Here is a 22,843-nt window from a genome sequence, read left to right as displayed (position 1 = left end):
CGCCGCCCTCAGTATGAGCGCGGCAATCCCAACGAATGCTCGGCAACGAAGTTCAGGATCATCTCCTTGGATACCGGTCCCATGTTGAGCATCCGCACCACCCAGAAGTACGTCGCCAGTTGATACTCGAAGGTGACGCCATTGCCACCATGCACCGCCACTGCGGAGTCGAGGGCTTCCAGACCCGAGGAGGCGCCCAGGTACTTGGCCATGTTCGCGAGTTCACCGACCTCGGCTCCGGTGTCGTAGAGCTCGCAGGCCCGATTTGTCACGAGCCGGGCGGCCTCAAGATGAATGTGAGCGGCCGCAAGTGGGTGGGCGACGCCCTGGTGCGCCCCGATCGGCTGGTCCCACACTCGACGCGAGTTGGCGTAGTCGACGGCCTTGTTCAGCGCGTAACGGCCGATCCCGGTACACAACGAGCTGGTCAATATCCGCTCGGTGTTGAGGCCGGTGAATGCCACGCGCAGGCCTTTGCCTTCAGGCCCTACCAGATTTTCGGCGGCAACGGCCACATCGTCGAAGAAGACCTGGTGACTCTTGTCCGGCTGATTCATCACCGTCCGGATGGGCGTGAAGGACAGGCCAGGTGCGTCGGTCGGCACCATGAAGACCGACGACTGCGAGCGTCCAGTCAGCTCGTCGGTATGGGTGCGCGCCACGACCATCACCCAGGCGGCTGATTCCATACCCGTGATGAACACCTTTTGCCCGTTCAGGACGTAGTGGTCGCCGTGTCGGACAGCGGTGGTGGCGATTCGGTGCGCGTTCGATCCCGCATCAGGCTCGGTGATCGCAAAGGACAGCCGAGTCTCCCCGGTGGCGACGCCTGGCAGCCAACGGCGCTTCTGCTCCTCGTTGGCACTGCGGTCGATGACGGTGCCGACCACGCCCGGAGAGAACAGCATTGATTGCAGGGGGCAGCCCGCGATAGCGGTTTCCTCGACGACCATCGCGATCTCACGCAGGCCGAGGCCACCGCCCCCGTACTCTTCGGGCAAATGCATGCCGAGATACCCGTTGCGGCCGAGCGCGTTCCACAGCTCAGCGCAACTGCCACCGGTGTCGACCTGCTCCTGGTAGTAGTCAGGTCCAAATCTGGCGGCGATCCCGCGCACCGCATCGCGGATCGCCATCTCGTCGTCGGACAGTTGTTGCACCGTTCCGGTGACCACAGCCATTAGATCCCAATCCCTCCACCTGCGTAAATCTGATCGATTGTGACGGCATATTTGCCGTGTATCGCCCTGCGCTTGAGCTTCATGGTCGGTGTCAGTTCATCCCCACCGGGAAGCCATGGCTCATTCAGGATTTCAATCCGTTTGATCTGTTCGACACGGGCCAATCGAGCGTTAGCCCGCCGCATTGCCTCAACGATGGCCCTACTGAGATCTCCTTCGAGCTGCGATGCCACCGCCGGGTCCGGAACCACCAGCGCCACGTTGTAGGGCCGGTTATCACCGATCACGACTGCTTCTCCGATCAGTTGGTCGGATTCTTTCAAACGGGCTTCGATATGCGCCGGCGACATGTTCTTGCCCGCCGCGTTGATGATGATCTCCTTCTTGCGGTCGATGATCCGTAGGTGGCCGTCGTCGAACTCGCCGACATCCCCGGTGTGCAGCCAGCCATCGGGATCGATAGCCTCAGCAGTGGCGTCAGGCTGGTTGCGATACCCGCGCATCAACCATGGACTGCGCAAAAGGATCTCGCCGTCATCGGCAACCTTGAGCTCGACGCCGGGCAGGGCAGGTCCGCAGGTCCCGACCCGGTAGCTCCCCGGCCGGCCGAATGCGCCGAACGCACCGCACTCGGTGACCCCCCACGCCTCGACCAGAGGCAATCCGGCATCCAGCCAGAACTGGGTGAGCTCGGCTGGTACCGGGGCGCTTCCGGTCAAGGCAACGACTGCCTGATCGAGCCCGAAGTGCTCAAGTATCGGAGCGTCCAGCCCCACTGCCGCGGCCCTGAACTTCGCCAACATCCTTGGTGGAGCGAAGAAGTAGTGCGGACGCACCGCGAGCAGATACTCAGGCATGAGACGGGAATCGGGACACGTCGTCACTTCCAGGCCGAACACCATGGCCCGGTAGTGGGACAGTTGCCGCTCCGCGGCATGCGCCATCGGCAGATACGACACGACCCTGGCGCCCTCCACGGTGCCGATTGCGTGGTGCAGACCCTTCGTATTGCCCAGAACCGCCGCATGGGTCAACTCGACTCCCTTCGGCGTTCCGGTGGTTCCGGAGGTGTACACGATCACCGCAACGTCATCGGGTGCAACAGCGCGCCAGGCTCGCTGCACATCATGGTCACCATCGAGATCGCCGAACGGTATGACACCGGTTTCCCGGCCATCCACCAGAACGATCGGGACACTGACACCGGCGGCCCGTATGGAGTCGAGCTTCGCCAGTTCGGTGACGACGACCTTCGCGCCGGAGTCATTGATCGTCCAAGCGATGTCCTCGGGCGGAAGCGTCGGATACACCGATACCGCTGTGGCACCGAGGTGCAGGGCCGCGGTATCGACGATGTGGAACGCGGGTCTGTTGGTCAACAACATCGCCACGGTGTCGCCGCGGTCGACCCCAAGGGCCGCCAATCCCCTGGCAACCCGACCAACCTCGTCGGCGTAATCGCGCCAGGTGTAGCGCTCACTGTCATCGATCGTACGCAGCGCCACCCGATCGGGGTGGCGTTCGACTGTCGCCTGAAATGCGGCAGACAGGGTTAGCGGGCTGACTACGCCCATTCGATCGGCTCCCGGACCTTGTACTTCGAATGTGCACCGACGGATGTCTCGAGCACACCGTGTCCCTTGCGCTCGCCGCAGCGCATGTGCGAAATATTGTCGTTGAGCCCTTCCACTCGCGCGACGAGATCGCTGTCCGTCAGGTCCCACCGCTCGTGCCAGATCGGATCGGTGAACCTGTCGCGCCGAACGCTGTTGGAGGTGTATCCCGCGCCCGAGAGGTACATCCGCAGCGACGGCTCGATCTCGATCGGCCAGACCTCGCCGCGCTCGTCGGTCAGGGTGATGGTCCCGCCGAGGCATTGCCGGGTCTCGTAATCGAAATTCAGGTCATGCTCGAAGCCGACGATCGGCACGATGTCACCGCCGTCGTGGTACACCGCCCCGTCTCGCACCTGCGGCACCTCGTCTCCGCGGTCACGGATATGCGCGATGATCGACACGTCGTCGAAGTTGGCGTTGAGCCAGGCGAGGACGCCGTGCGGCAGCTGCCCTTCACCGGCGACGCGCACTCCCCACGTCCGATCACGGGCACCGGGCACCCGATCGACCTCGAACACTTCGTCGTCCAGACTCAGCGTTCCGGTATAGAACCCGGTCTGGAATACGTAGATGTCCTCATGAATCAGCCTGCCGCCCTTACGGATCGGTGGCTGCGGAATCATATAGGGGCCATTGCGGGCTTCGAATTCAAGATCAAAGGCGATACCGGAGTCATTCGGCGCACACGTGAAGGACCACCGGCGCATCGGTTCGATGATGCGAGCTTGGATCGGACCGGCCCGCAGTTCCCAGCGACCCTCGCTGAAATCCCGGGTGGCACGCAGCGACCACTGTTTCCCGGGCACGCCGGCGATGGCGTAGGTGTGGAACATCCCACGGTTGGCATAACTGGCGACGCCGATATCCAGACCGAACCGGTCCGGATCGCCAAGCGTGTGGTAACCGCGTTCACCCCAGCTCAGATCGTTGAGGGCGACATATGAGTGTGGCTGGATGGTCTGGTGACAGAAAAAGTCATCGGTTTCCGTGATCACGTTCGGCTCTCCCACTTGATTCCTCCGCATTGAGTATCGACACCTGTCGGCGTCACAGCCGCCCTGATAGCCGCACACACTGTCGTCACGACACAGATCGGGCGGTTCAGAACCGGCTGGCATTTGTAACTATACAAATTTATATTTCCATACACAATAGGTATCTGGCACTTTCGCTCGCCCGCGTCGACAACAGGAGGGGACGGGTCGACCGCCACGACGCCGCTCCGGACATCGACGCTCACTTGGCGCGACAGATCGCCGAATATGTTGCCGATCAGTGGTTTTGACCACGTTGCCATCACCGTCGCCAAGCTGGGCGACGCCTGCGACTTATACGCCGAGATAATCGGCGCGCGAGTGATCCTTGAGCATGCCGTAGACGGGGATACCAGCCTGCGCCAGGTGGTGATAGGCGAGGCGATGTTGAGCATCCACCAACACGGAAACGGAGTTCATCCGGCGGCGAGGACCCCTCACCGTGGGCGCCGCCGACATCTGCCTGCGGTGCACGCTCCCCCTACCCCGAGGGTGCGCCGACCGGACCGAGTCGGTGGCGCGTCGTCAATCAGCGGAGCGCCAGGTGACCACATCGGAGATGCCCTGCCGCGGCGTTCGGTAACCATTGGCAGGGTGCGCCTCGTCGGCGTATCCGAACGAGATACCCAGTAGCACAAGTCGATCATCCGACAGGTTCAAGTGCTCGCGGACCAGCGGAGCCTGGCTTGCGATCGCAGCTTGAGGGATGGTGGCCACGCCCCGACTAGCGGCAGCGAGGAGGAAACTCTGAACGAACAGGCCGCAGTCGACTGCGCCATAGACGCCCAGGCTCCGGTCGGTCGTGACGATGGCCACGTGCGGGGCCCCGAACAGCTGGAAGTTCTCCAACATCTGCCGACCAGAGGCGACTCGATCGCCTTTGGCGATGCCCAGACTCTCGTAGAGTTGCCATCCGGCCACCCGGCGCCGCTCTCGGTAGATCCCCTCATAAGCGAGCGGGAAGGTGAAATCGGGACTTTCCGTAAAACTCCGATCAACGTGCGTCGCCAGCGCAGAACGAAAGCTCTCGGTCCCCGGCCCTTCGGTGATGTGGACGTGCCAAGGTTGAGTGTTGCACCACGACGGGGTCGCCCGTGCGACGTCCAGGATCTGCTCAATGGTGTCGCGCGGTACCGATTCAGGCCGGAATGCACGGCAGCTATGGCGATCTCGGACCAGCCTGGCCAATGTCTGCGCCTCGAGACTCAGCTGCGTATCCATCGTCATTCCTCACCTCGTCGTCGGTTGTCGACACGCCGGCACATGATCGTGTCGGCGACCCCGAGACCGACTATATAGCCATGGAACGTACGTTCACATCAGTTCACGGACACAGATTGCGATCTCATCCGAAGTACTGTGGTACAGCATCATTCACGACACGATATCGAAGGCAAGGTCCACGCTCATCGCCCCAGAGCACAAACGATCGTTCGCACGCCGCAAGATAGCGTAGACCCGGACCGGGACAGACTTACCCGCCGAACGGCCGCCGAACTCGGTACGAGGTGTAGTACACATTTTCCATGAAGCTCTTTCAACGCGCGCTTCCGCAGTCCACCACCCCCACATGGTTCACGGCCGCGCTGCAACATACGCCTCGACATAGCCGAATCGAGGTAGAGGGCGCCACGATAAGCCTGAGGACGTGGGGACGACCGGAGCTACCACCACTGTTGCTCGTTCACGGCGGGGGTGGACACTGCGGGTGGTGGGATCACATCGCCCCCTTCTTCACTCGTACCCACCATGTCGTCGCGCCGGATTTGAGCGGTCACGGTGACAGTGATCGCCGCCCCGCGTATTCGTGGGATCTGTGGGCCCGCGAATTGCTGGCGGCCGCAACGGCACAGTCGGGAGCCGGCGGGCGACCGATCGTGATCGGCCACAGCATGGGCGGATGGGTCGCCGCCATCGCGGCATCGCACTACGGCAGCGAGATCAACGCCGTATTGATCATCGATCCGCCCCTGCCCGGCCTGGTCCCCGATACCGTCCTCGGCCGGCAACACCCGCAGGTGACTCGACACTTCCAGGACAAGAACTCGATTCTCGCGTCGTTCGAACCCATCCCGTTCCAGGACGTTGTGCTGCCGTACATTGGCCGACACCTCGCAGCCGAATCGATCCGAAGGGACGAGCGGGGATGGACCTGGAAATTCGACCCCGCCGTGTTCAACGGCGGACTGCGCTTCGCAACGGCCGATGACGACGACATCTTTGAACAGACCATCGCCGAAATACGCTGCCGAATCGGGTATGTGTGGTGTGAGTCCGGGTTGGTACCGGCCCCGATGGCCGAGAAGATTCGCGCGTACTTCCAGCTCAGAGGCCCGTTCGTCGAACTTGCGTGTGCCGGCCACCATCCGATGCTCGACCAGCCGCTGCCCCTGGTCGCGACCCTTCGGACACTCTTGGAATTCTGGTCGATCACCTAGCCACCGGTTTGACCGTCGGCATGGAACTTTGGCCCGACTTCACCAAAGACCTTGCTGAACTTTTATTGATACTATATCTTTCAAAATTACGTATGACGCGCACGGCGGCGCAGCGGGCACGGCGATTGACTGGGCCCACTGGGATTTGACCCCTTTCGCCAAGCGGACCGCCCCGATCGGATCGAACTTCGCAGGCGAACACCATCCCCTTTCAACGGAACGAGGACAACGATGCTGATGGATGCCGCAGTACTGTGGGGCCCGCACCAGGACTGGAGCATTGAGGAAGTGGAGCTGGACGGCCCCCGCGCTGGTGAGGTGCTGGTTGCCTGGCAGGCGACCGGATTGTGTCATTCCGATCATCATCCGCGGGCCGGCGAGGCCCCCGCCATGATGCCGACGGTCGGGGGGCACGAAGGCGCCGGCATCGTCGAGGAGGTCGGGCCCGGGGTGACGACGCTCAAGCCCGGTGACCACGTGGTCGGGTCCTTCATCCCGGCATGCGGGCGCTGCCGATGGTGTTCGACGGGACGGCAGAACCTCTGCGATATGGGCGCCCTCATCATGGCCGGCCCCAACCTCGACGGCACGTTCCGCAGGCATGCTCGCGGCCAGGATATCGGCGCGTTGAGCTTGCTGGGCACCTTCGCTCCCTACGGCACGGTTCCGGAAGCATCACTGGTCAAGATCGACGATGACCACGACCTGACGCGCGCCTGTCTGATCGGGTGTGGTGTCACCACGGGCTGGGGCTCGGCCGTCAACACCGCCGCTGTCGCACCCGGCGACACCGTGGTGGTGATCGGCGTCGGCGGCATCGGCGCGGGCGCGATTCAGGGCGCGGCCATCGCCGGTGCGGAGAACATCATTGCCGTCGACCTTGTCGCGGACAAACGCGACAAGGCGCTGTCACTCGGCGCGACGCATTTTGCCACCAGCTTCGCCGACGCTGCCGAGACAGCTCGCGAGCTCACTCGCGGCGTGATGGCCGACTCGGCGATTCTGACCGTCGGGCGGGTCGAAGGGCCGATGATCGGCGCATCTCTGGACCTCGTGCGGAAGGCGGGCGCGGTGGTCCTCACGGCCCTCGCGCCGTTCTCCGACATCTCCCCCACTATACCGCTGGCCATGTTTACTCTATTTCAAAAGCGTTTGCTAGGAAGCCTTTTCGGTGAAGCGAACCCGCGGGCCGACATCCCGCGTCTGCTCAGCCTGTACCGGCAGGGCAAGCTCAAGCTCGATGAGGTAGTGACCAACGAATACAAGCTGCAAGATATCAACGTCGCCTACGACGACATGCTCGCCGGACGCATGATCCGCGGAATCGTCAAGCACCAGCACTAGAGCGTCGCACCGGCGGTCAGCACCGCGATGGTGGCGATGACGACGCCGTCCACCACCTGACGGCGGACGCCGTTCTCCAGCTCGAGTCGACACAGCTACGCCGCCAAGTGGAAGCTGCCGGACTTGCCGTAAACGGCAAGTGACACCAATAAGAGACCGAGCATTGTCGAGATGGTCTGGAAGATCAGGCATGCGCCTGGTTCGACGGCCTGCTGCCTGGCTCAGCGTTGACCTCTGGCTCGCTTGCGAGTGGAAGCGCTTTGGGCAGGGGACGCCGCATGCCCCACGCGGACGAGGTGAGTCGCGGTTTCAGCGATCTCTTCGATGCTGATGTCCTCCCCGGGGCGATACCAGCGCGAGACCCAGATCATCATGCCGAGGATCAGCCTCGCGATGACCACAGGATTGCCCTTGTCCAGGTATCCCACCTCCATGGTGTCGCTGACCACACCGACCCATAACTTCTCGTACTGGCGACTCCAGGAATGCCAGCGCGCGTAGACATCTGCGGGCACACCCACGCCACCGAAAAACACACCCAAGTAGCTCCGCATGTTCACCGCGGCCTCGGCCTGCAACCTGATCATCGCGGTAAGTCGCTCAGCGGGATCATCGATGCTCGCAATCAGTGCCGTCGCACGCTGTGTGAGATCACTCGTGCTGCGTTCGAACAGGATCCCGAGAAGATCCTCTCTCGTGGATACCGTTCGGTACAGCGTCGCGCGGGAGACGCCGAGCTTGTCTGCGGTGCCGACAACGGACACCGCCTCGTAGCCGCCCTCGGCGAACAGCGCTGCGACCGCATCGGCCACCGCATCGCGGTCTATCGCGAGACGGGGCCGGCCCCTGGGTCGCCTTGGCGCCTCGCCCTTCGGAGGTTGCGGCACTGATTTCTCCTCGTTGCGGTCGGGTTCTCCAGCGAGTTTAGAGCCTCGTCGTCGCATTACGCCGCCATCAGGGCTAAACGCGATCAGACGTGGGTCGCCGACAGGGGGCTGCGAGGCTACGCCGAACGCGTGTCGGATTGACACTCACGCCTGCGGCTCGTGACAGTTCGAGACTCGGAGTCTTGTAACCGGTGGCCAGGATCGAGGTCGTGAGTCACGAGTAACCGGCCATCGAACCGCCATCCGTAGTCGACTGCCCGCGTTCTATCGACAGAGAGCTGGGCGTAAAAGAACGGCGAGCACGAACAGATCGCCGAGAACAGAACACCCGAGTGGCAGCCCGCCCTGGCGGACATCGCTGCGACGCGCGCTCCTTCGCCCTGGCCGGTGACGGGCGCGACCGCCGGCCGAACCAGTGACGAACAGCGGCATGCGAGACGGCACCACCCTTCGTCATTCCGCGTATCCAGTCCTCGATCAGTCCGATAGTGCAGACGATCGGCGTCACCCGCGCTCTGGGGCCCTCGCGAGGACCGCTTTGAGTTCCACCTACTGGTTGGTCGCGGACGACTGCAGCCACGTACTGAGCACCTGAAGGCCGGGGTGAGTGGCCAGCGCGGGCACAACCGCGGCATATGAAGTGGCGCACCCGATCTCGGTATTGACAGCGACACCGGCGATCCTCCGTGCACATCGTCGGCATTGGTGGTCGGCCGTGCCGGAATCACAACGACGCCCTGGTCGGCCTTCTCAGATCCCAGGAGCATCCCCAGCAGCCGGCTGGGCTCTGACCCGGCTCATCGGCCCGCAGGGTCGCCGAGGCCGGATCACGCCTCGGCGAGCACGGACAGCAGGTCGTCGGTTGCCGACAGAACCGGTGAATGGTCGCCGCCGAGCTCGACGAACTCGGCCGAGTAGGCGTCAGCCATTGACGTCTGAAGCGCCCAGGGCAGCACATGATCTCGGCGAGCGCCTACGTAGGTCTTGGGCACCGCGCCGAATCGACCCGTCGTGATCGAGAGCGGTTCCAGGACCGGCGGGAGCGGCTCGGGTACCAGCCTGGCCACGGCATTCCTGGCGACCTCGGGATCACAGCAGTTGTAGAAGGCATCCACACCTGTCTCCGGCGAATCCAGCGCGATCGTCGACCCGTCTGCAGATGCCACCAGTGCACCCTCCCGAGTGAGTACGCACTCCGACCCGCCCCGCAGCACCGCGCCGAGCGCGGTCTCTCCGTCGTCGACCAGCAACGAGTTCACGAAGACCAGTCGTGAGATGGACTCGGCACGAGACTCGGCGGCCAGGCTCGCGGTGACGCCGCCGAGGCTGTGCACCGCGAGGACGACCGGACCCGACGCCGCGTCGATAGCTGCTGTAACCACCTCGACATAGGAATTCATGTCGACCGTCGAGCCCACCGGACCTCCGGGCCGGCCAGGCAGGTCGACCGCCGTGACGTGATGGCCCGCGGCGCGCAGCGGCCCGACGATCGGGTCCCAGCACCACGAACCATGCATGCCGCCATGGACCAGCACAAACGTCTTCATCATGAACCTTTCAACGGTGCACGCCCTGGGATGCCAGGTCGGGTTGTCGATCAACATAACGTCGGATGTTCTTCTCCAGCTCGAGACGAAAGATGTTGTCCTTCAGCCTGTCCTGGACCAGTAGGCGTCGACCGGTTGGCCCGCCACACCACGACGGTGACACCGGCCAGCATGACGCCGGGGAAGCACGCCGTGCCGTTTAGCCATGACGACTGCGGTGATCATGGCGGGGTTCTGTCGCGCCATCACCAGCCCCAAACCGGCAGGAACCGCAACCCGGTGGGCTTCGATCGCATCAGGTACCGTCGCCGGGTCATACATGGCAATTGATTATAGGTACGAACCGTCTCATTAAGTGCGAGTTTCGGCGGATTCAGTGACCGGTGAACGACGGCGCCCGCCCTTCGCGGGACGCGGCGCGGAGGCAGCGCGGCAAAGCAACCAGCGATCTCGCGGGCCCGCACCAGCGTCTCCGCGGGCTCATCGATAAGCAGATAGCGTCGAGCCCACAGCATTCCCTCCGCCGCCGGCCAGAGGGGGCATTCCCCGTCGCCGGCTACCACGATCGGCTGCTTGAGGGCCAGAAAGGCCTGCACCAGGTTCTGACCCGCCTCGACGGTCGCCGCGCGGACGGCGGCATCGTCATGAGCAACCTGCATCAGCTCGAAATCCCCCCAGCGGAAAATGCCTTTCTCGTAGACGCCAGCACCACCACCCTCACCGGGGGATCCGCCGCAATGTATGCCCAATGCCGTGGGCAAGATCGATCTGCAACTGATTGTCGAAGCGGTTGAGCACCTCCGGTCTGTTCAAGGTGATCTCACAGACTCCGCCGGAGTTGTACGAAAGGGAAAGCGTCACAACAACCTCGTCCCTATTATCAAGACGTCGATGATCATAAATGGAGCGTCCAAGGAGGCGCATGTATGCCGTTCGGTGGAGTCGAGCCGGGCCTACCGCGCGGCAGCGCTCGATCCGCAGGCGATCACAAAACTGGTTCTCGTCGGTTCCCACGCGGTTCACGTCAGACATCGGATCCACGTTCGGCACGAACCTCGCTGAAGATACCCTCCTGCGCAGCGATCCCCAGCTACGAGGCGATGCTGACCACCGACCTGCTCACCGACATCCCCGGCATGACCCACGAAGCGCCCGAGCCGATCGATGACGCGTCAGGCACCTTCATCTCGACGTAAACGATTGCAGCGCAGTCACGCTGGCTGTCGACACGATGTCAAGCACAGCCGGTTCGCTGCCCAGGGATGCATGTACTCGTAGTCGACGGACAGCGGCACCAAGGTTGCCACATCGACAAGACGTTCGGCTGGGCGGGCCACGCTGACGCCCACCACGACCGATCAGTAACTACATCTTCCTCATCGCGGGTGTGACGGTCATCTGCCTGCGCCCAGCCCCCCGCTGGTCAGAATAAATCCTTCCCCCGACGGTGGAGTTACCCGTTACCGGTGAGCCGAGTCGCCGATTGCCATTAGGGCCGAGCGGCGTCGAACACGACATCGACGACGGCGCGCGCCCGCAACCGGAAGGCACGATCGCTGAGCAATCCGGCAGTCCACTGGTGGATTGTGCCGATCAAGCCGGCGGCGAGCACCTCCCCGTACTTACGGGCGTTGACACCCGGCTTTGCCGTTCCCTCCCTGAGGGCTTGATGTAGACAGTCGATCAGCGCAGCGGTGGGATCGTGCTGCAGGACGCGGCCGCTCTGACTCCAGCCGGCCAACAACTGGCGGAAGACGTCAGGGTCCGACCGTAGAACACGTACCACCTCCTCGACGATCGCGTACGCCCGCTCCCGCGGATCCGTGATCGCCACCGAGGACGGCTCGAGACTCTTCAACGCCCGATCAGTCATCGCGTTCCACAGCTGATCGCGGTTCCCGATGAGATTGAACACGGTCATGGGGGCGACTTCTGCCCGAGCCGCCACGCGATCCAATGTCAGATTCTCGTCAGGGTTCTCGCGGAGGATCTCCAGCGCCGCGTCAACGATGCGATCGATGCGGAGCTGCTTACTGCGCTCACGCAAGCCTGTCGCTGGCTTGTCCTTCGCCACAGCCGATCTCGTCTCACCTGTCAATGCGACCCCCTCGGCACAGCGGTCGGTCAAAGGCTCGGCAGACACACCATGCGCCAACCGCAGACAACCCAAATGGCATGATCATCACTCTCTCACCGCACGATTGCCATCGATTGTAGGCACATGCGCAGGAAACGCCGAAAGCGCCTCAAGGCCGATACCGCACGAAGCACTACTCCACTTCGATCGAAGAAACCATGCCTGGGACCGCCGCGGTCCTCGATGAACCGTCGACGATCATCGTCCCTCGGACCTCGTTGCATGTCTTGCCGTTGCGGTCGGTCACCCGAACTGAGATGAAGGCCATGGTGCGTCCGATCCGATCTACCGACGCGTGGAAGGTTATCGGCGGTATGGCAGGGCGAAGGAAGTCGCTGGTGAATGTGGCCGTAGCCGGAACAGTCTGCGGGTCCAACAATGTCGTCGCCACTAGGCCGAAAGTATAATCGGCGCAGGCGATGACGATGCCGCCGTTGACCGCACCATTGAAATTGATGAACCAATCGTCACCATCCAAGACGAACGTGGCGCGGCCGGCCTCGACGTGGGTGCACTTCAGATTCAGGCCCTTTGCCACCGAGAGCTCTGACCCCCACGCAGCCCAATCCTGCCAGCTGCCACCAAATGGCGGCGGAATGTATCTAGACAACGCGTTCCTTCGCAACGACTCAAGGATGAATGGCATCAACGCTAGATGCCAGCACAAAAATTAGATTAACATACAAATAGTCTGCTCAGCAGCGTGCATGGAAGGGCAAGCACTGACTGCTCCGAGGCCATCGCGGGAGGCGGCCATCACGATGGAGCACGCGTCGGGATACACCCCCTGGCGGCTCGGGGACCGCCCGGGGTACACGACCAGCGGTCGTGCGCCTGACTTCTACTGCCGCGCAACACCCTTCTTCATCGTCCTACGGCCGAGCTGCGGAGACCTGCGTGGTCACCCGGGCGAGTCCCGGGCGCAGGGGCTGAATCACCGCAACCTAGAGGCCGAGCAACCCGGGATCGAATGTCGCCCTGGCCGCGGCGGAGGCCGCCGCCGCCGCGACGATGAGGACCGCATCCGGCTCGTAGCCCTTGGGGAACACGATCTCGGCACTGTCCGGGCCGTCCCGGTGCGCCATCAGCCAGTCGTACAGCAGCCAGTCCAGCGCACAAGTGACTGCCATCGGGTCGGCACCGGCGGTCGTGGCCGCGCCGACCACGGTCCGCAGCGCTTCCAGGTGTTCCTTGCGCGACGCTTCCTTGTTCACCCCCGAGCTGTCGAACAGAAGCATCGATAGTGTCAACGGATAGCGTTGTCCTGCTTCAGTTCTCACAACCCAACGAGCTCCCAGCCACGGCCGGTCCGGGTCGACCTGCACCAGCTCACCGAACCCGCCGACGACACCGACCGCCGGATCGTCGAGCTCGCCGTCGAACGGTGCGGGCCCGAGCAATCCGAGCGGCTCGCGGGCCAGGATGGAGAACAGCGCCGCGGTGCCGATGATCTTGCCCGCCCGAAGATCGGCGGTGCGCACAGTCGCCTGCAGTGCGGTCGCATACTCGTGGCAGAGCCGATCGAGGGCGCGGTGCAGGCTACGCAGGTCATCGCGTTCGTCGCGGGTCGGGCGCCGCCCGCCGCCGAGTATCTCACCGAACCGCCCGGCGGCGATGATCAGCGCGTCGTCGATCGCCTCGAGGTGCGTGGCAACCAGCCGGTCCGGCTCGTCATCGGCGGCGACCAGGGCTGGTAGCGATGTCGGCGCGCCGCGCGCCGTCACCCAGAAGAAGCCCAACTGACCTTCGTCCTGGACGATCCGGGGCCTCACGAGCGACGCCAGATCATCACGCGATTGTTACCGGAGTCCGCGACCGCCAACCGATCGCCCCGCAACGAGATCCCGTACGGCCAGCACAGGGTGTCCGGCTTCACCGACGTCCACCGGTTCTCTCCGTTGGACGCGAAATCCGGCTGCGCCAGAACATGATCCGCTGCACGGCCGTCCGCGGGCACACCATCCCACAACAGAATCCGATTGTTCGCGGTGTCGGCGATCGCCAGGCGCCGGCCGTCCAGACCGATCGCGTAGGGAAAGCGGAACCGGTCGCCGGTGTGCGGTCCGTACGGCCATTCGGTCACGCTGCTGAAGTCCGGCTGGCCGACGACGATATCCGCCGGGCGATCGGCCTCGGGGTGTGGGGACCAGCCGAGTATCCGATGGTCGCCGGCATCAGCGACCAGCAGCTGGTCACCGTCGCCGGCGATGTCGTGCGGCCAGCGGAAACTGGCCGGGCCCGCCGCGCCACCGCGGTTCTCCTCGCGCTGGGTGCCGTCAGGCTGCCCGAGCACGATATCGGCCGGACATCCAGGATCGGGGATGCCCCCATGCCAGCCGAGCACCCGCCGGTTACCGGTATCCGCAACCCAGAAGCGGGTACCGACGACGGCGATGCCGAACGGCCAGTAGAACGTCGACGCCGAACACTCACCGGCACGATTCGGGGCAACACTGGACGAATCAGGCTGCCCGAGAACGTGATCCGGGGGCGTATCGCTGAGCATGGGAACCTCATCCCACACCAGGATGCGGTGGTGCCAGGCGTCCGCGACGATCAATCGCCCCTGGTGCACCAGCACCCCGGTCGGCAGATTCATCCCGCGTTCGGGGCCACGTCCGTTGGCCGCCCGGCCCTCGGTCGTACCGTCGGGCTGACCGAGCACCACATCGGCAGGTTGCTCATCATCGCTGGGTATGCCGTGCCAGATCAGCACCCGATGGTTGCCGGAATCTGCTACCACGACCAGGTTCTCGCCGAGGAAAACTCCCCGAGGCGAATACATCCAGGCCATCGTCGGGGCCGCCGGCGGCAGCGCCAGGCCACCGGGGGCGGGCGCGCCCAGCCACACCTCTGGCGACCAGCCGCCACGCAGATCAACCTCGGGGGCAATATCGCGCCGGTCGGGTCGTCCGCTGACATTCATGCGGACGGTGTAGCGGCTCATGTTGTCAGCTCATCCCCGCCCGACTCGGACCCAGACGTCGGCGTCGTCGACCCGTAGCGGCAGCTGCTCCAACTGGGCACCCGGTGCGGTCAGGCACTCACCCGATGTCGCGTCGTAACAGAAACCGTGCCAGGGACAGGTGAGTGTCCCGTTGCTGACATCAAGCACCGCATTATCCAAAGGCAGTGCCTCATGGGCACATTCATTTCGGTACGCCGTGATTCTGTTTCCGACGTTGACGAGCACGACCTCCGCGTAGGCGCCGGAGTCAGCCGTCAGGCTTGTCGCGGTGATGTTCCCGTCGGGCACATCGGCGACTGGGCCTACCCGCACCCAACCTTCGTTGGCCGGATTCAGCCCGATGGTCAACGACTCCACCGATATCAGGGTCGGCGACGGTTCGTTAGGCAGCACTTCGACCAGGTGCACGCCGGGGACGCCTTCGGTGAGCGCACCCTCGACCAGGGTGCGTAGCGTCACCGACGACATCGAGCAGCCATTGCACGCGCCCTCGAGCCGGACGAACGCGGTGCCGTCCTCGACGCGCACCAAGGCGACATCGCCGCCATGACTTTGCAACTGCGGCCGCACCTGCGCCAGCACACGATTGGCCAGCGTCATCGGATCGGGCCGGACAATCTCATGAATCGACAGCAGCAGGTGCACCACCGGGTCGTCGACCAGCTCGAACAATGCCGCACGAGTCGCCTCGTCGGCCTTGAGCCTGCGTACGATGCTGACCAGTCCGGCCCGGTGAATCGCCTCGACGGACGCCTTGACCTCCTCGGCGATGGCCCGCGACATCGGGTCCAGCCCCGCCAGCGCGCGCATCGCATCGTCCACCCGCTTGGCGAGCTTCTCGAATTCCGGCTCGTCGACACCGCCTGCAGTGGAGTGTTCGGCCACGGTGGTCATCTGGGCGGTACCTCGGTTCGATTCAGCGTGATCTGGCGGGCCACCTCGTCGAGGACACCGCGCACCGCACGCACCGATTCCCCGTCACCCAACTCCTCGAACAGCGACCGCGCCTCGTACAACTTGGCTTTGGCCTCCGTGAACGCACCGAGATGAGCGAGCACATTGCCCTGGTTGGCCAGTACCCGCGCCCTGCCGAGTGGGTCGGTATGGCGGTCCCTGGCCTCGAGGACCGCCTCGTAGAGCTCCACCGCCTCGACGAGGTTGTCGGCCTGATGCTTCGACGGTGAGTAGACCAACGAATTGGCAAGGTTGAGTTGGACACTCGCCCACTGCTCCGGATACTCCTCGCGGGTGTACACCGTCAGCGCTGATCGCAGCGACTGCGATGCCACACCGAGTCGCAGCCGGCTGGAAGCCTCGACCATCGGCATGGTGAGGTAGGCGGTCGCGAGATTGGCATGTGCCGACGCCCACAGCAACGGTGCGTCCTCGCGCCGTACCAGTTGCAGAGCCGCGTGGTAATGCGGCACGGCCTGCGCGATCAGGCCCGGGTTCTCCTGGGCCTGTTCGTGCAGCAGACCCGCGGCGGTGAGATGTAACTCGGCGCGTTCCACGCGCAGGCCGTCAGCATCGTCGAGCAGCCGCAGAGCCTTCTCCATGCGCTCGTGGGCCTCGCCCGGGTCATCGGATGTCATGCAGACCGAAGCCGACGCACCGAGCAGGATCCCTGTCAGCGGCCGGGAGACGCTGCGCGCGATCTCGATCGCCGAGTCGAGGGTGGCGAGGGCCGCCGGCGGATCGTCTGTCAACAGGTGGCTGGCGCGGGCCGCCAGAACGACGGCGGCCAACTCGCCATCAGCGGCACCGACGTCGGGCGGTTCGTCGGCACGGCCCAGCGCGAACGAGACCACGTCGACAAGTGGTGCGAACTCGCCGAGCACCGACCGCAGGCTGTCGGCGTCCTCGAGATCTGGGTCGAGCACGAAACGGTTGTACCGGGTCACCGGATCGGTTCCGTCCAGCGCGGCCAAGGCAGCGTCGCGGTCACCGGCCAACGCGTACCGATGCGCGGCGAGACGGGCCGGCCAATCCTCGGGCACACAACCCGCCAGCAGCGCCTCGCGGGCCGGTTCGGTGTCCACACCGGCGGGGATCAACAGATAGCCCAGGGGAAGGCCGAACGCCCCGACCGGTTGTGGACGGACGGCGAGCTTCGCCGAAGTCTCGGCGATCGCAGTATCGGTCACGACCCTCCCATCGATGTCACCCTCTTCTGGGCTCGTTGAGGTCACGCTCGGCGGCACGCTTGATCAGCCCGGCCGCCAGTTCGGCCCGCCGGCGGGTGCGGTAGGTGTGGACGCGCTTACGTACCACGCCGTCGGCGAATACCACCACGATGTCGACGGCGAACTGCCCGCGCTCCTCGACCACCAGGGTGTAGACGGCGTGCGCCTCCTCAGCGGAACTCATGACCACCATCACGTGGCCGGTTCGAGGGGAACCCGCAGCGCGCCACGCTCGTCATCCCAGAAGGCACGGCGAGTGCCGATCGGGATGCGACCGTGGAGCACTTCGTGAATGAGTGCACTGCGGTCCCCCGCCGGGTTGCGCTGCTTGAGCAGCAGGCCGCCGCTGCGCGGGCCGCGCAACGGAATCAGCCAGAAGTCGTCATCGCGCACGACGGCCGCGACCGCGTCGGAGGCGAACCTACTCGCGGCCAGTGCCGCATCGAGCCGGATATACCCGTCCTCGGTGAACTCGACGGTCACCTCGGCGGCCGTCGCCGGCCGCAGCGCGGAAAGGAACTCCCGCTCGATGATGTCCATGACGGTCTGCATCCCGGCCCGCACCGGCTCGGACAGGTCGGCCCCGTACTCGACGCCGGCCACCTCGATGAGGAACACCGTGATATCGGCCGGGCACGCATCTCCCAACGCCCAGCGGGCAAACGCGATGGCATGATCCCACCGGAACGAATGGGTGTGCAGCCCTTGCAGCGGCGGCAGTTCGGCGAACTCCTCGCCAGGCACCCGATACACCGTGCCGGGCTTCGCGCCGGTGGCCGCGGCATCGACGATGACGACCCGCTGCACGCCCCGCATCCGGAATGCGGTATCCATGCCGGCGGTTCCGCCATCGACCATCTGTGCGCCGTCGGGCACGCCGAATTCCCAGAGATGGCGCACCAGCACGGGTCCCACGCCGTCGTCACCGCGCAGCAGGTTGCCACAGCCGACCACGAGCACCTCGCAGCCCGGCGGCTCGAGATCGATGACCCCGGTGTCCGGTTCATTGGCCGTCAGGATCACACCATCCCGTTGATCACGAACTTCGACATCTCTTTCCCCGTCTTACCGTCGTAGGCGTGCACGGTACACACCAGACACGAGTCGAAACTGCGGGCCACGTGCCCGAGTTCAACCGGGTCTTCGACATCCACGATCGGTGAACCGACCAACGCCTGCTCGATCGGGCCGAGGACCTCGGCACCGTCCCGAGGGCCGATATTCCACGCCGTCGGAGTCACCACCTGATAGTTCTTGATCTTGGAGTCCTCGATGACGATCCAGTCCGCCAGCGCTCCCCGAGCCGCCTCGGTGGCGCCGAAGCCTTTACCCTCGGCGTACTCGGTGGGCTTGGTGTAGAAACTCTCCTTCAGATCGATATCGTCGAGCCACTGACGAGCCCACTTGTAGTACTTGGGGGCTTCATGCATGCGCGCCATCTGGCGGACGAACACGCTCGGGCCGATCGAGTTGTACAGGTTGGGGAACAGCGGGTCGTTGTCCTGGTGCGGCAGCGCATTCGGACCGCCCGCGGCCATCCGACGGGCCAGGGGGCCCGCCTCCAACGGGATGTTGCCGAGTCCGCCGCCGATGTCGTAGCGCGGCGACTTGGCCCAGCTGTACTTGCCAAGACCTCGGCCTGCCTCGGGATCGATCGGGATGGTCTCTCCCTCGAACGGGTGCAAGGGCCGACTGCCCTCGTAGAAGGAATGCGTCACATCCTCCCGGACCTTGGCCTGATCGAATTGGTGCCAGTCACCTCCCGCATAGATACCGGAACGGCCGATGAGGGCGTCATTGCGCCCGTCGATCGTCGGGTTCTCGTAGCGCACCGGGTCGAAATAGGTCCCCGTGGCGAGGTAGTTGCCCACTCCTTGCCCGTACTTGTCGAGGCCGACGTCGAGGCAGTACCGGATGAAGAACCCGCAGTCGCTGTTGTGCTGGGACTCGTTCTCGTCGACCCAGGCGAGCATGTCCTCCCAGGTCTTGATCTCCAGCCAGCGGTCGACGCTGCAGCCCAGCCACTGTCCTTCGAGCCAGGCGTCTTTCCAGTGTTCGAGGATGGCGATCGAGCGGGTCACGTCCGAGAGTGTCGGCGCGCACATCACGCCACCGGGCACCATGAAGCTCGAATGCGGCCACTGCCCACCGAATATCGCGTAAACCTCGACCGGCTTACCCGAAAGCACAACGCCCGGTTGATAGCTCGTCCCCACGTACGGGGCGAAGCGCCGCACCGCCTCGGCGTACAGCGGCGATTTCGCATAGTTCTTGTTGGTCAGGTCGATCGCGAACAGCGCATAGAAGTACCGCGGGATCGACTGCAGCGTCTCGGCGGCCTGACAGATGTTGCGCACCAGGGTCGCATTGTTCGGCATGTGTGTCTTCCACGCCGTGTCGAGGGCATACGCCGATTTGTACAGATGGCTGCCACCGCAGATCCCGCAGATGCGCGGGCATACGACGAGCCCGGCCTGAGGGTCCTTGCCGCGCAGGATGATCTCGAAGCCACGGAACATCGCGGCTTCGGTCCAGGCGGAGGTGACGACACCGTCTTCGACGGTGACCCGGACGTCGAGGTCACCCTCGACTCTCCCGAGTGGGCTGACGTAGAGGTCGAGTGCGGTCATTTTTTGCTGTGGTCCTTCCATGAACTCCGGTGGTGATGGACTGCGCGGCCTTGCGCCGCCGCTAGACCACGAACATGTCTTCCTTGGACCACTGCGGTGCGGCGATGCGGGCCGCCGCGGCGTGCGCCATGTACGTCAGGTGATCGGTGCCCTCGGGCACCTCCTTGGGAATGACCCCGCTGACCTTCTGCGTCTTGAACACGGTGCCCGGCGCCAGATCGAAGTGCGGGAACTCCGGCTCGGTGCAGCCCAGGCACGGCATCCCGGCCCGCGTCTTGGAGGACTGGCGGTTCCACAGGATCCGGTTGCACGGCGAATGGGTCATCGGCCCGCGGCAGCCGAACTCGTAGAACAGGCACCCGGTGCGGGTTCCTTCGCCGAACGACATCGTCGACTGCTTGTACTCGAAGAATTGCACACGGGTGCAACCGGTTTGGGTGAAGGTCTTGAAGAACGTCTCAGGGCGGTGCAGTTCATCCAGTGTCAGGTCGCCGGCACGGCCGGTGGCCAAGGCGACAAGGATCTGGGTGATCCAGTCCGGATGGGCCGGACAGCCGGGAATGTTGATGACGGGCAAACCCATCTTCGACTTGAAGTCCGGGCCGAGAAAGCCGCCCTTACCGCGCTTGTGGAACTGCAGTCCGGTGGACTGTGACGGGTTGGGCTCCATCGCGGGTATACCACCCCAGCAGGCGCAATCACCGATCGCGACGACGATCTGTGCAGCGCCGGCGAGGTCGGTGACCCAGTCCTTCATCGGCCGGTCGGCGAACATGTCCATCCGTCCGCCATGCGCTTCGATGACGCTGCCCTCGAAGACGAAGATGTCAAGTGGGCGTTCGCCGCTCGCGCAGTCGTTGAAGACCTTCTGCGCGTTCTTACCCAATTCAAGACCCAGCGATGGATGCCAGAGCAGATCGAGCCCGAAATCCACGATCAGGTCGACGACATTGGGCTCGTCGGCGTTGAGGAACGACATGGTGTTACCACTGCACGCACCTCCTTGAAACCACAGCACCGAAGCCATGCACACTCCTCTCCTGATGGCCCCCGGCGCACCGGGGTCTGGTCATGCGGGTGTCATCGGGTGGCCAGTTGTCTACCGAATGCCTTGGCCACCTGCAGCAGGAACCCGAGGCCGCGGACCGCATCGGGGTCCTTGGCCGATTTGAGGATTCCGAAGAATCCCTTCGGGCCCTCGGGATTGCGCGCGGTGGCAGACTTCGCCTCGACGAGTGCCGCACCGAGTTGCCCGAGCACCTCGGCCGCCCGCGGATCGACCAGGCTTGACCCGAGAAGAGAATTCAGCGCGGGCGTCGCCTCGATCACCTTTCCCGAGAGCGTCGCGAAAGTGCCCGCCAAGCCCGCCAGGTCCACCGATTTCAGCGGCGTGTTCACCTCACCCTTGAACTCACCGATCGCCGAAGTCACGGAATCGCTGATCTCATCGCTGCGGCGCACCAGTCCGTCGAGGCCGGACACCAGAATTGCCAGTAGGTCGGCGTGTTCGAGGAGATCGTTGAGCGCTGCGGCCACCCGGGGATCGTCCAGCTTGGCGCGGACTTGATCGGCGGGCGACACGTACAGAACCTGGCCGTTCGCTGTCATGTGTGCCTCCGTGCCTGAAGATATGGCCTCGTTCACAAGCTAGCTCTCCGAACGGGCTGCGCCTATCGCTATCGCGCAGTTATTGTCAGGATTGCGCACACTTCAATACGCTGGTGCGCAGCGGGATTGGTGCAAACTTGCGTGAAGCCGTCGATCGTTTAGGTGAGCCTCTGCTTATGCTGTCAACGCCTGCCGGGTGGCCACGATGTCACGCCTGAAGCGCCTCGGATTCATCGACGTCCGCCATACCGAAGACCCGGTTCGGCGAAAAGTCCGGTCGCGCGGCGTGCCTCCCGCCTTGACCGGCAACGAGATCTTCTACACCGAGAACATCCGCGAGGCCACCACGTTGCTGGGCCAGGCGTTGTCGCCGTTGGCACTGCACGTTGCCGACGAGCACACCGACGGATTCGCCGCAGGCATGCACGGGGTACGTCTGCGCAATGTCAGCATGCTGTACTTCGACCTGCACGTGCCCGCCACGATCGACATCCCGAGATTGGGCAACTATGTCGCCGTGCACATACCGATGAACGGCAGCGCACTGGTCAGCCACCGCGGCAACACCTTCGAGGCGAACAGCATCTGCTCGGCGGTATGCAGCCCAGGCGACCCGCTGACCATGCGCCTCGATCTGGACTCCCCACAGCTGGTCATCCGGATCGAGGAGTCGGCGATGACGGCCTACCTGACCCGGATCATCGGACGCAGCCTTGCGCAGCCTCTGGCTTTTGAACCCCAATTCGACCTCACCAGCGAGGCCGCGATGCGTTGGCATGCTGCCGTACAGCTTATTCACACCGAGGTGTTCCACCCTGGTTCGCTGGTCGGGCGTGGGCAGGGTATCGGCGCCGTCGAAGATCTGGTGATGAGCAGTCTGCTGCACCTGCAACCGTCGAACTACCACACCGAGTTCACGTCACCGGGGCGCACGGCCAAACGCAAAGCGGTGGTTCAGGCAGCTGTCGAGTACCTGGACGACCATCTCGCCGAGCACATCACGATGAACTCGGTCGCCGAAGCCGTGCACATGAGTGTGCGGGCAGTCCAACAGGGTTTCCACGAGCAGCTCGGTATGACGCCGATGACCTATCTGCGTGAGCGACGCCTGGAGCGGGTCCATGAGGAACTCATGGATGCCACACCAGCCGACGGCATCACGGTGACATCGGTCGCCGAACGATGGGGGTTTCACCACCTCGGCAGTTTCGGTGTCGAGTACCGCAAGCGCTGGGGCGAGTCACCATCGCAAACCCTGCGCCGCTGAATA

At 64.2% G+C, this 22,843-nt stretch carries 22 protein-coding genes; 3 read left to right on the top strand and 19 right to left on the bottom strand.

Annotation, left to right across the window (positions count from 1 at the left end; genetic code table 11):
• Positions 1-8: 8 nt before the first annotated feature.
• From FHU31_RS12545 to FHU31_RS12530, 4 genes are all read right to left on the bottom strand, one after another.
• Positions 9-1,181, bottom strand: a complete 1,173-nt coding sequence (locus FHU31_RS12545; protein ID WP_167158702.1) for an acyl-CoA dehydrogenase family protein — start codon at positions 1,179-1,181, stop codon at positions 9-11.
• A complete protein-coding gene (locus tag FHU31_RS12540) occupies positions 1,181-2,755 on the bottom strand; it encodes an AMP-dependent synthetase/ligase (RefSeq protein ID WP_167158700.1) in 1,575 nt (524 codons plus the stop codon). The genes FHU31_RS12545 and FHU31_RS12540 overlap by 1 nt, the downstream gene beginning before the upstream one ends.
• Positions 2,746-3,807: an Rv3169 family protein gene (locus tag FHU31_RS12535; protein WP_167158698.1), complete on the bottom strand. Its 1,062-nt coding sequence runs from the start codon at positions 3,805-3,807 to the stop codon at positions 2,746-2,748. Before FHU31_RS12535 ends, FHU31_RS12540 begins: the two co-directional genes overlap by 10 nt.
• Positions 3,808-4,356: 549 nt before the next feature.
• On the bottom strand, positions 4,357-5,058 hold the full coding sequence (locus tag FHU31_RS12530; RefSeq protein WP_409371243.1) for a nitroreductase: 702 nt from the start codon (positions 5,056-5,058) through the stop codon (positions 4,357-4,359).
• Positions 5,059-5,357: 299 nt separating this feature from the next.
• Between FHU31_RS12530 and FHU31_RS12525 the strand changes: the two genes are divergently transcribed.
• Both FHU31_RS12525 and FHU31_RS12520 read left to right on the top strand, forming a co-directional pair.
• Complete coding sequence (locus tag FHU31_RS12525) at positions 5,358-6,269, top strand: alpha/beta fold hydrolase (protein WP_167158695.1); 912 nt, start codon at positions 5,358-5,360, stop codon at positions 6,267-6,269.
• A 231-nt stretch (positions 6,270-6,500) separates the two neighbouring features.
• Positions 6,501-7,613: an NDMA-dependent alcohol dehydrogenase gene (locus FHU31_RS12520; protein ID WP_167158693.1), complete on the top strand. Its 1,113-nt coding sequence runs from the start codon at positions 6,501-6,503 to the stop codon at positions 7,611-7,613.
• 221 nt (positions 7,614-7,834) lie between these two features.
• On the opposite strand, the gene FHU31_RS12515 is transcribed toward FHU31_RS12520, so the two are convergent.
• From FHU31_RS12515 to FHU31_RS12445, 15 genes are all read right to left on the bottom strand, one after another.
• The gene (locus tag FHU31_RS12515) at positions 7,835-8,425 is read right to left on the bottom strand and encodes a TetR/AcrR family transcriptional regulator (protein WP_263988098.1); all 591 of its coding nucleotides are present in this window, start codon (positions 8,423-8,425) and stop codon (positions 7,835-7,837) included.
• Between the two features lie 902 nt (positions 8,426-9,327).
• A complete protein-coding gene (locus FHU31_RS12510) occupies positions 9,328-10,050 on the bottom strand; it encodes an alpha/beta fold hydrolase (RefSeq protein ID WP_167158689.1) in 723 nt (240 codons plus the stop codon).
• Positions 10,051-10,292: 242 nt separating this feature from the next.
• Entirely contained in the window at positions 10,293-10,808 is a 516-nt protein-coding gene (locus tag FHU31_RS12505; protein ID WP_167158687.1) for a hypothetical protein, read from the bottom strand.
• The gene (locus tag FHU31_RS12500; protein ID WP_167158686.1) at positions 10,765-11,079 is read right to left on the bottom strand and encodes a hypothetical protein; all 315 of its coding nucleotides are present in this window, start codon (positions 11,077-11,079) and stop codon (positions 10,765-10,767) included. The genes FHU31_RS12505 and FHU31_RS12500 overlap by 44 nt, the downstream gene beginning before the upstream one ends.
• Before the next feature lie 457 nt (positions 11,080-11,536).
• Positions 11,537-12,121 carry a TetR/AcrR family transcriptional regulator gene (locus FHU31_RS12495; RefSeq protein WP_167158684.1) on the bottom strand — a complete coding sequence of 195 codons (585 nt, stop codon included), beginning with the start codon at positions 12,119-12,121 and terminating at the stop codon, positions 11,537-11,539.
• 196 nt (positions 12,122-12,317) lie between these two features.
• A complete protein-coding gene (locus tag FHU31_RS12490) occupies positions 12,318-12,722 on the bottom strand; it encodes a PaaI family thioesterase (RefSeq protein WP_167158682.1) in 405 nt (134 codons plus the stop codon).
• A gap of 406 nt (positions 12,723-13,128) precedes the next feature.
• Positions 13,129-13,956 (bottom strand): hypothetical protein, encoded by an 828-nt coding sequence (locus FHU31_RS12485; RefSeq protein ID WP_167158680.1) that lies wholly within the window; start codon positions 13,954-13,956, stop codon positions 13,129-13,131.
• Positions 13,953-15,131 carry an NHL repeat-containing protein gene (locus tag FHU31_RS12480; protein WP_167158678.1) on the bottom strand — a complete coding sequence of 393 codons (1,179 nt, stop codon included), beginning with the start codon at positions 15,129-15,131 and terminating at the stop codon, positions 13,953-13,955. Before FHU31_RS12480 ends, FHU31_RS12485 begins: the two co-directional genes overlap by 4 nt.
• 9 nt (positions 15,132-15,140) lie before the next feature.
• The gene (locus tag FHU31_RS12475; protein WP_167158676.1) at positions 15,141-16,046 is read right to left on the bottom strand and encodes a NifU family protein; all 906 of its coding nucleotides are present in this window, start codon (positions 16,044-16,046) and stop codon (positions 15,141-15,143) included.
• A complete protein-coding gene (locus FHU31_RS12470; protein WP_167158674.1) occupies positions 16,043-17,296 on the bottom strand; it encodes a tetratricopeptide repeat protein in 1,254 nt (417 codons plus the stop codon). The genes FHU31_RS12475 and FHU31_RS12470 overlap by 4 nt, the downstream gene beginning before the upstream one ends.
• A gap of 16 nt (positions 17,297-17,312) precedes the next feature.
• On the bottom strand, positions 17,313-17,519 hold the full coding sequence (locus tag FHU31_RS12465; protein ID WP_234901188.1) for a hypothetical protein: 207 nt from the start codon (positions 17,517-17,519) through the stop codon (positions 17,313-17,315).
• Between the two features lie 8 nt (positions 17,520-17,527).
• Complete coding sequence (locus tag FHU31_RS12460) at positions 17,528-18,289, bottom strand: hydrogenase maturation protease (RefSeq protein ID WP_167160965.1); 762 nt, start codon at positions 18,287-18,289, stop codon at positions 17,528-17,530.
• 65 nt (positions 18,290-18,354) lie between these two features.
• Positions 18,355-19,965, bottom strand: a complete 1,611-nt coding sequence (locus FHU31_RS12455; protein ID WP_167158672.1) for a nickel-dependent hydrogenase large subunit — start codon at positions 19,963-19,965, stop codon at positions 18,355-18,357.
• 61 nt (positions 19,966-20,026) lie between these two features.
• Entirely contained in the window at positions 20,027-20,992 is a 966-nt protein-coding gene (locus FHU31_RS12450; protein WP_167158670.1) for an NADH-quinone oxidoreductase subunit B family protein, read from the bottom strand.
• A gap of 53 nt (positions 20,993-21,045) precedes the next feature.
• Entirely contained in the window at positions 21,046-21,573 is a 528-nt protein-coding gene (locus FHU31_RS12445; RefSeq protein ID WP_167158668.1) for a DUF1641 domain-containing protein, read from the bottom strand.
• Between the two features lie 205 nt (positions 21,574-21,778).
• On the opposite strand from FHU31_RS12445, the gene FHU31_RS12440 reads away from it, so the two are divergent.
• The gene (locus tag FHU31_RS12440) at positions 21,779-22,840 is read left to right on the top strand and encodes an AraC family transcriptional regulator (protein ID WP_167158666.1); all 1,062 of its coding nucleotides are present in this window, start codon (positions 21,779-21,781) and stop codon (positions 22,838-22,840) included.
• The last annotated feature ends 3 nt before the right edge of the window (positions 22,841-22,843 follow it).

This window comes from Mycolicibacterium fluoranthenivorans, assembly GCF_011758805.1.
GTDB classification, from domain to species: Bacteria; Actinomycetota; Actinomycetes; order Mycobacteriales; family Mycobacteriaceae; genus Mycobacterium; species Mycobacterium fluoranthenivorans.
The sequence above is the reverse complement of the archived record's forward strand: the minus strand, read 5'-3'. Positions and strand labels throughout refer to the sequence as shown.

Bases quoted from the DNA above. Each gene is read 5' to 3' on its own strand.
- FHU31_RS12445 (WP_167158668.1), bottom strand. From the start codon at position 21,573: ATGACAGCGAACGGCCAGGTTCTGTACGTGTCGCCCGCCGATCAAGTC.
- FHU31_RS12500 (WP_167158686.1), bottom strand. From the start codon at position 11,079: ATGTCTGACGTGAACCGCGTGGGAACCGACGAGAACCAGTTTTGTGAT.
- FHU31_RS12540 (WP_167158700.1), bottom strand. From the start codon at position 2,755: ATGGGCGTAGTCAGCCCGCTAACCCTGTCTGCCGCATTTCAGGCGACA.
- FHU31_RS12465 (WP_234901188.1), bottom strand. From the start codon at position 17,519: ATGAGTTCCGCTGAGGAGGCGCACGCCGTCTACACCCTGGTGGTCGAG.
- FHU31_RS12525 (WP_167158695.1), top strand. From the start codon at position 5,358: ATGAAGCTCTTTCAACGCGCGCTTCCGCAGTCCACCACCCCCACATGG.
- FHU31_RS12455 (WP_167158672.1), bottom strand. From the start codon at position 19,965: ATGACCGCACTCGACCTCTACGTCAGCCCACTCGGGAGAGTCGAGGGT.
- FHU31_RS12450 (WP_167158670.1), bottom strand. From the start codon at position 20,992: ATGGCTTCGGTGCTGTGGTTTCAAGGAGGTGCGTGCAGTGGTAACACC.
- FHU31_RS12545 (WP_167158702.1), bottom strand. From the start codon at position 1,181: ATGGCTGTGGTCACCGGAACGGTGCAACAACTGTCCGACGACGAGATG.
- FHU31_RS12510 (WP_167158689.1), bottom strand. From the start codon at position 10,050: ATGATGAAGACGTTTGTGCTGGTCCATGGCGGCATGCATGGTTCGTGG.
- FHU31_RS12520 (WP_167158693.1), top strand. From the start codon at position 6,501: ATGCTGATGGATGCCGCAGTACTGTGGGGCCCGCACCAGGACTGGAGC.
- FHU31_RS12440 (WP_167158666.1), top strand. From the start codon at position 21,779: ATGTCACGCCTGAAGCGCCTCGGATTCATCGACGTCCGCCATACCGAA.
- FHU31_RS12480 (WP_167158678.1), bottom strand. From the start codon at position 15,131: ATGAGCCGCTACACCGTCCGCATGAATGTCAGCGGACGACCCGACCGG.
- FHU31_RS12475 (WP_167158676.1), bottom strand. From the start codon at position 16,046: ATGACCACCGTGGCCGAACACTCCACTGCAGGCGGTGTCGACGAGCCG.
- FHU31_RS12530 (WP_409371243.1), bottom strand. From the start codon at position 5,058: ATGACGATGGATACGCAGCTGAGTCTCGAGGCGCAGACATTGGCCAGG.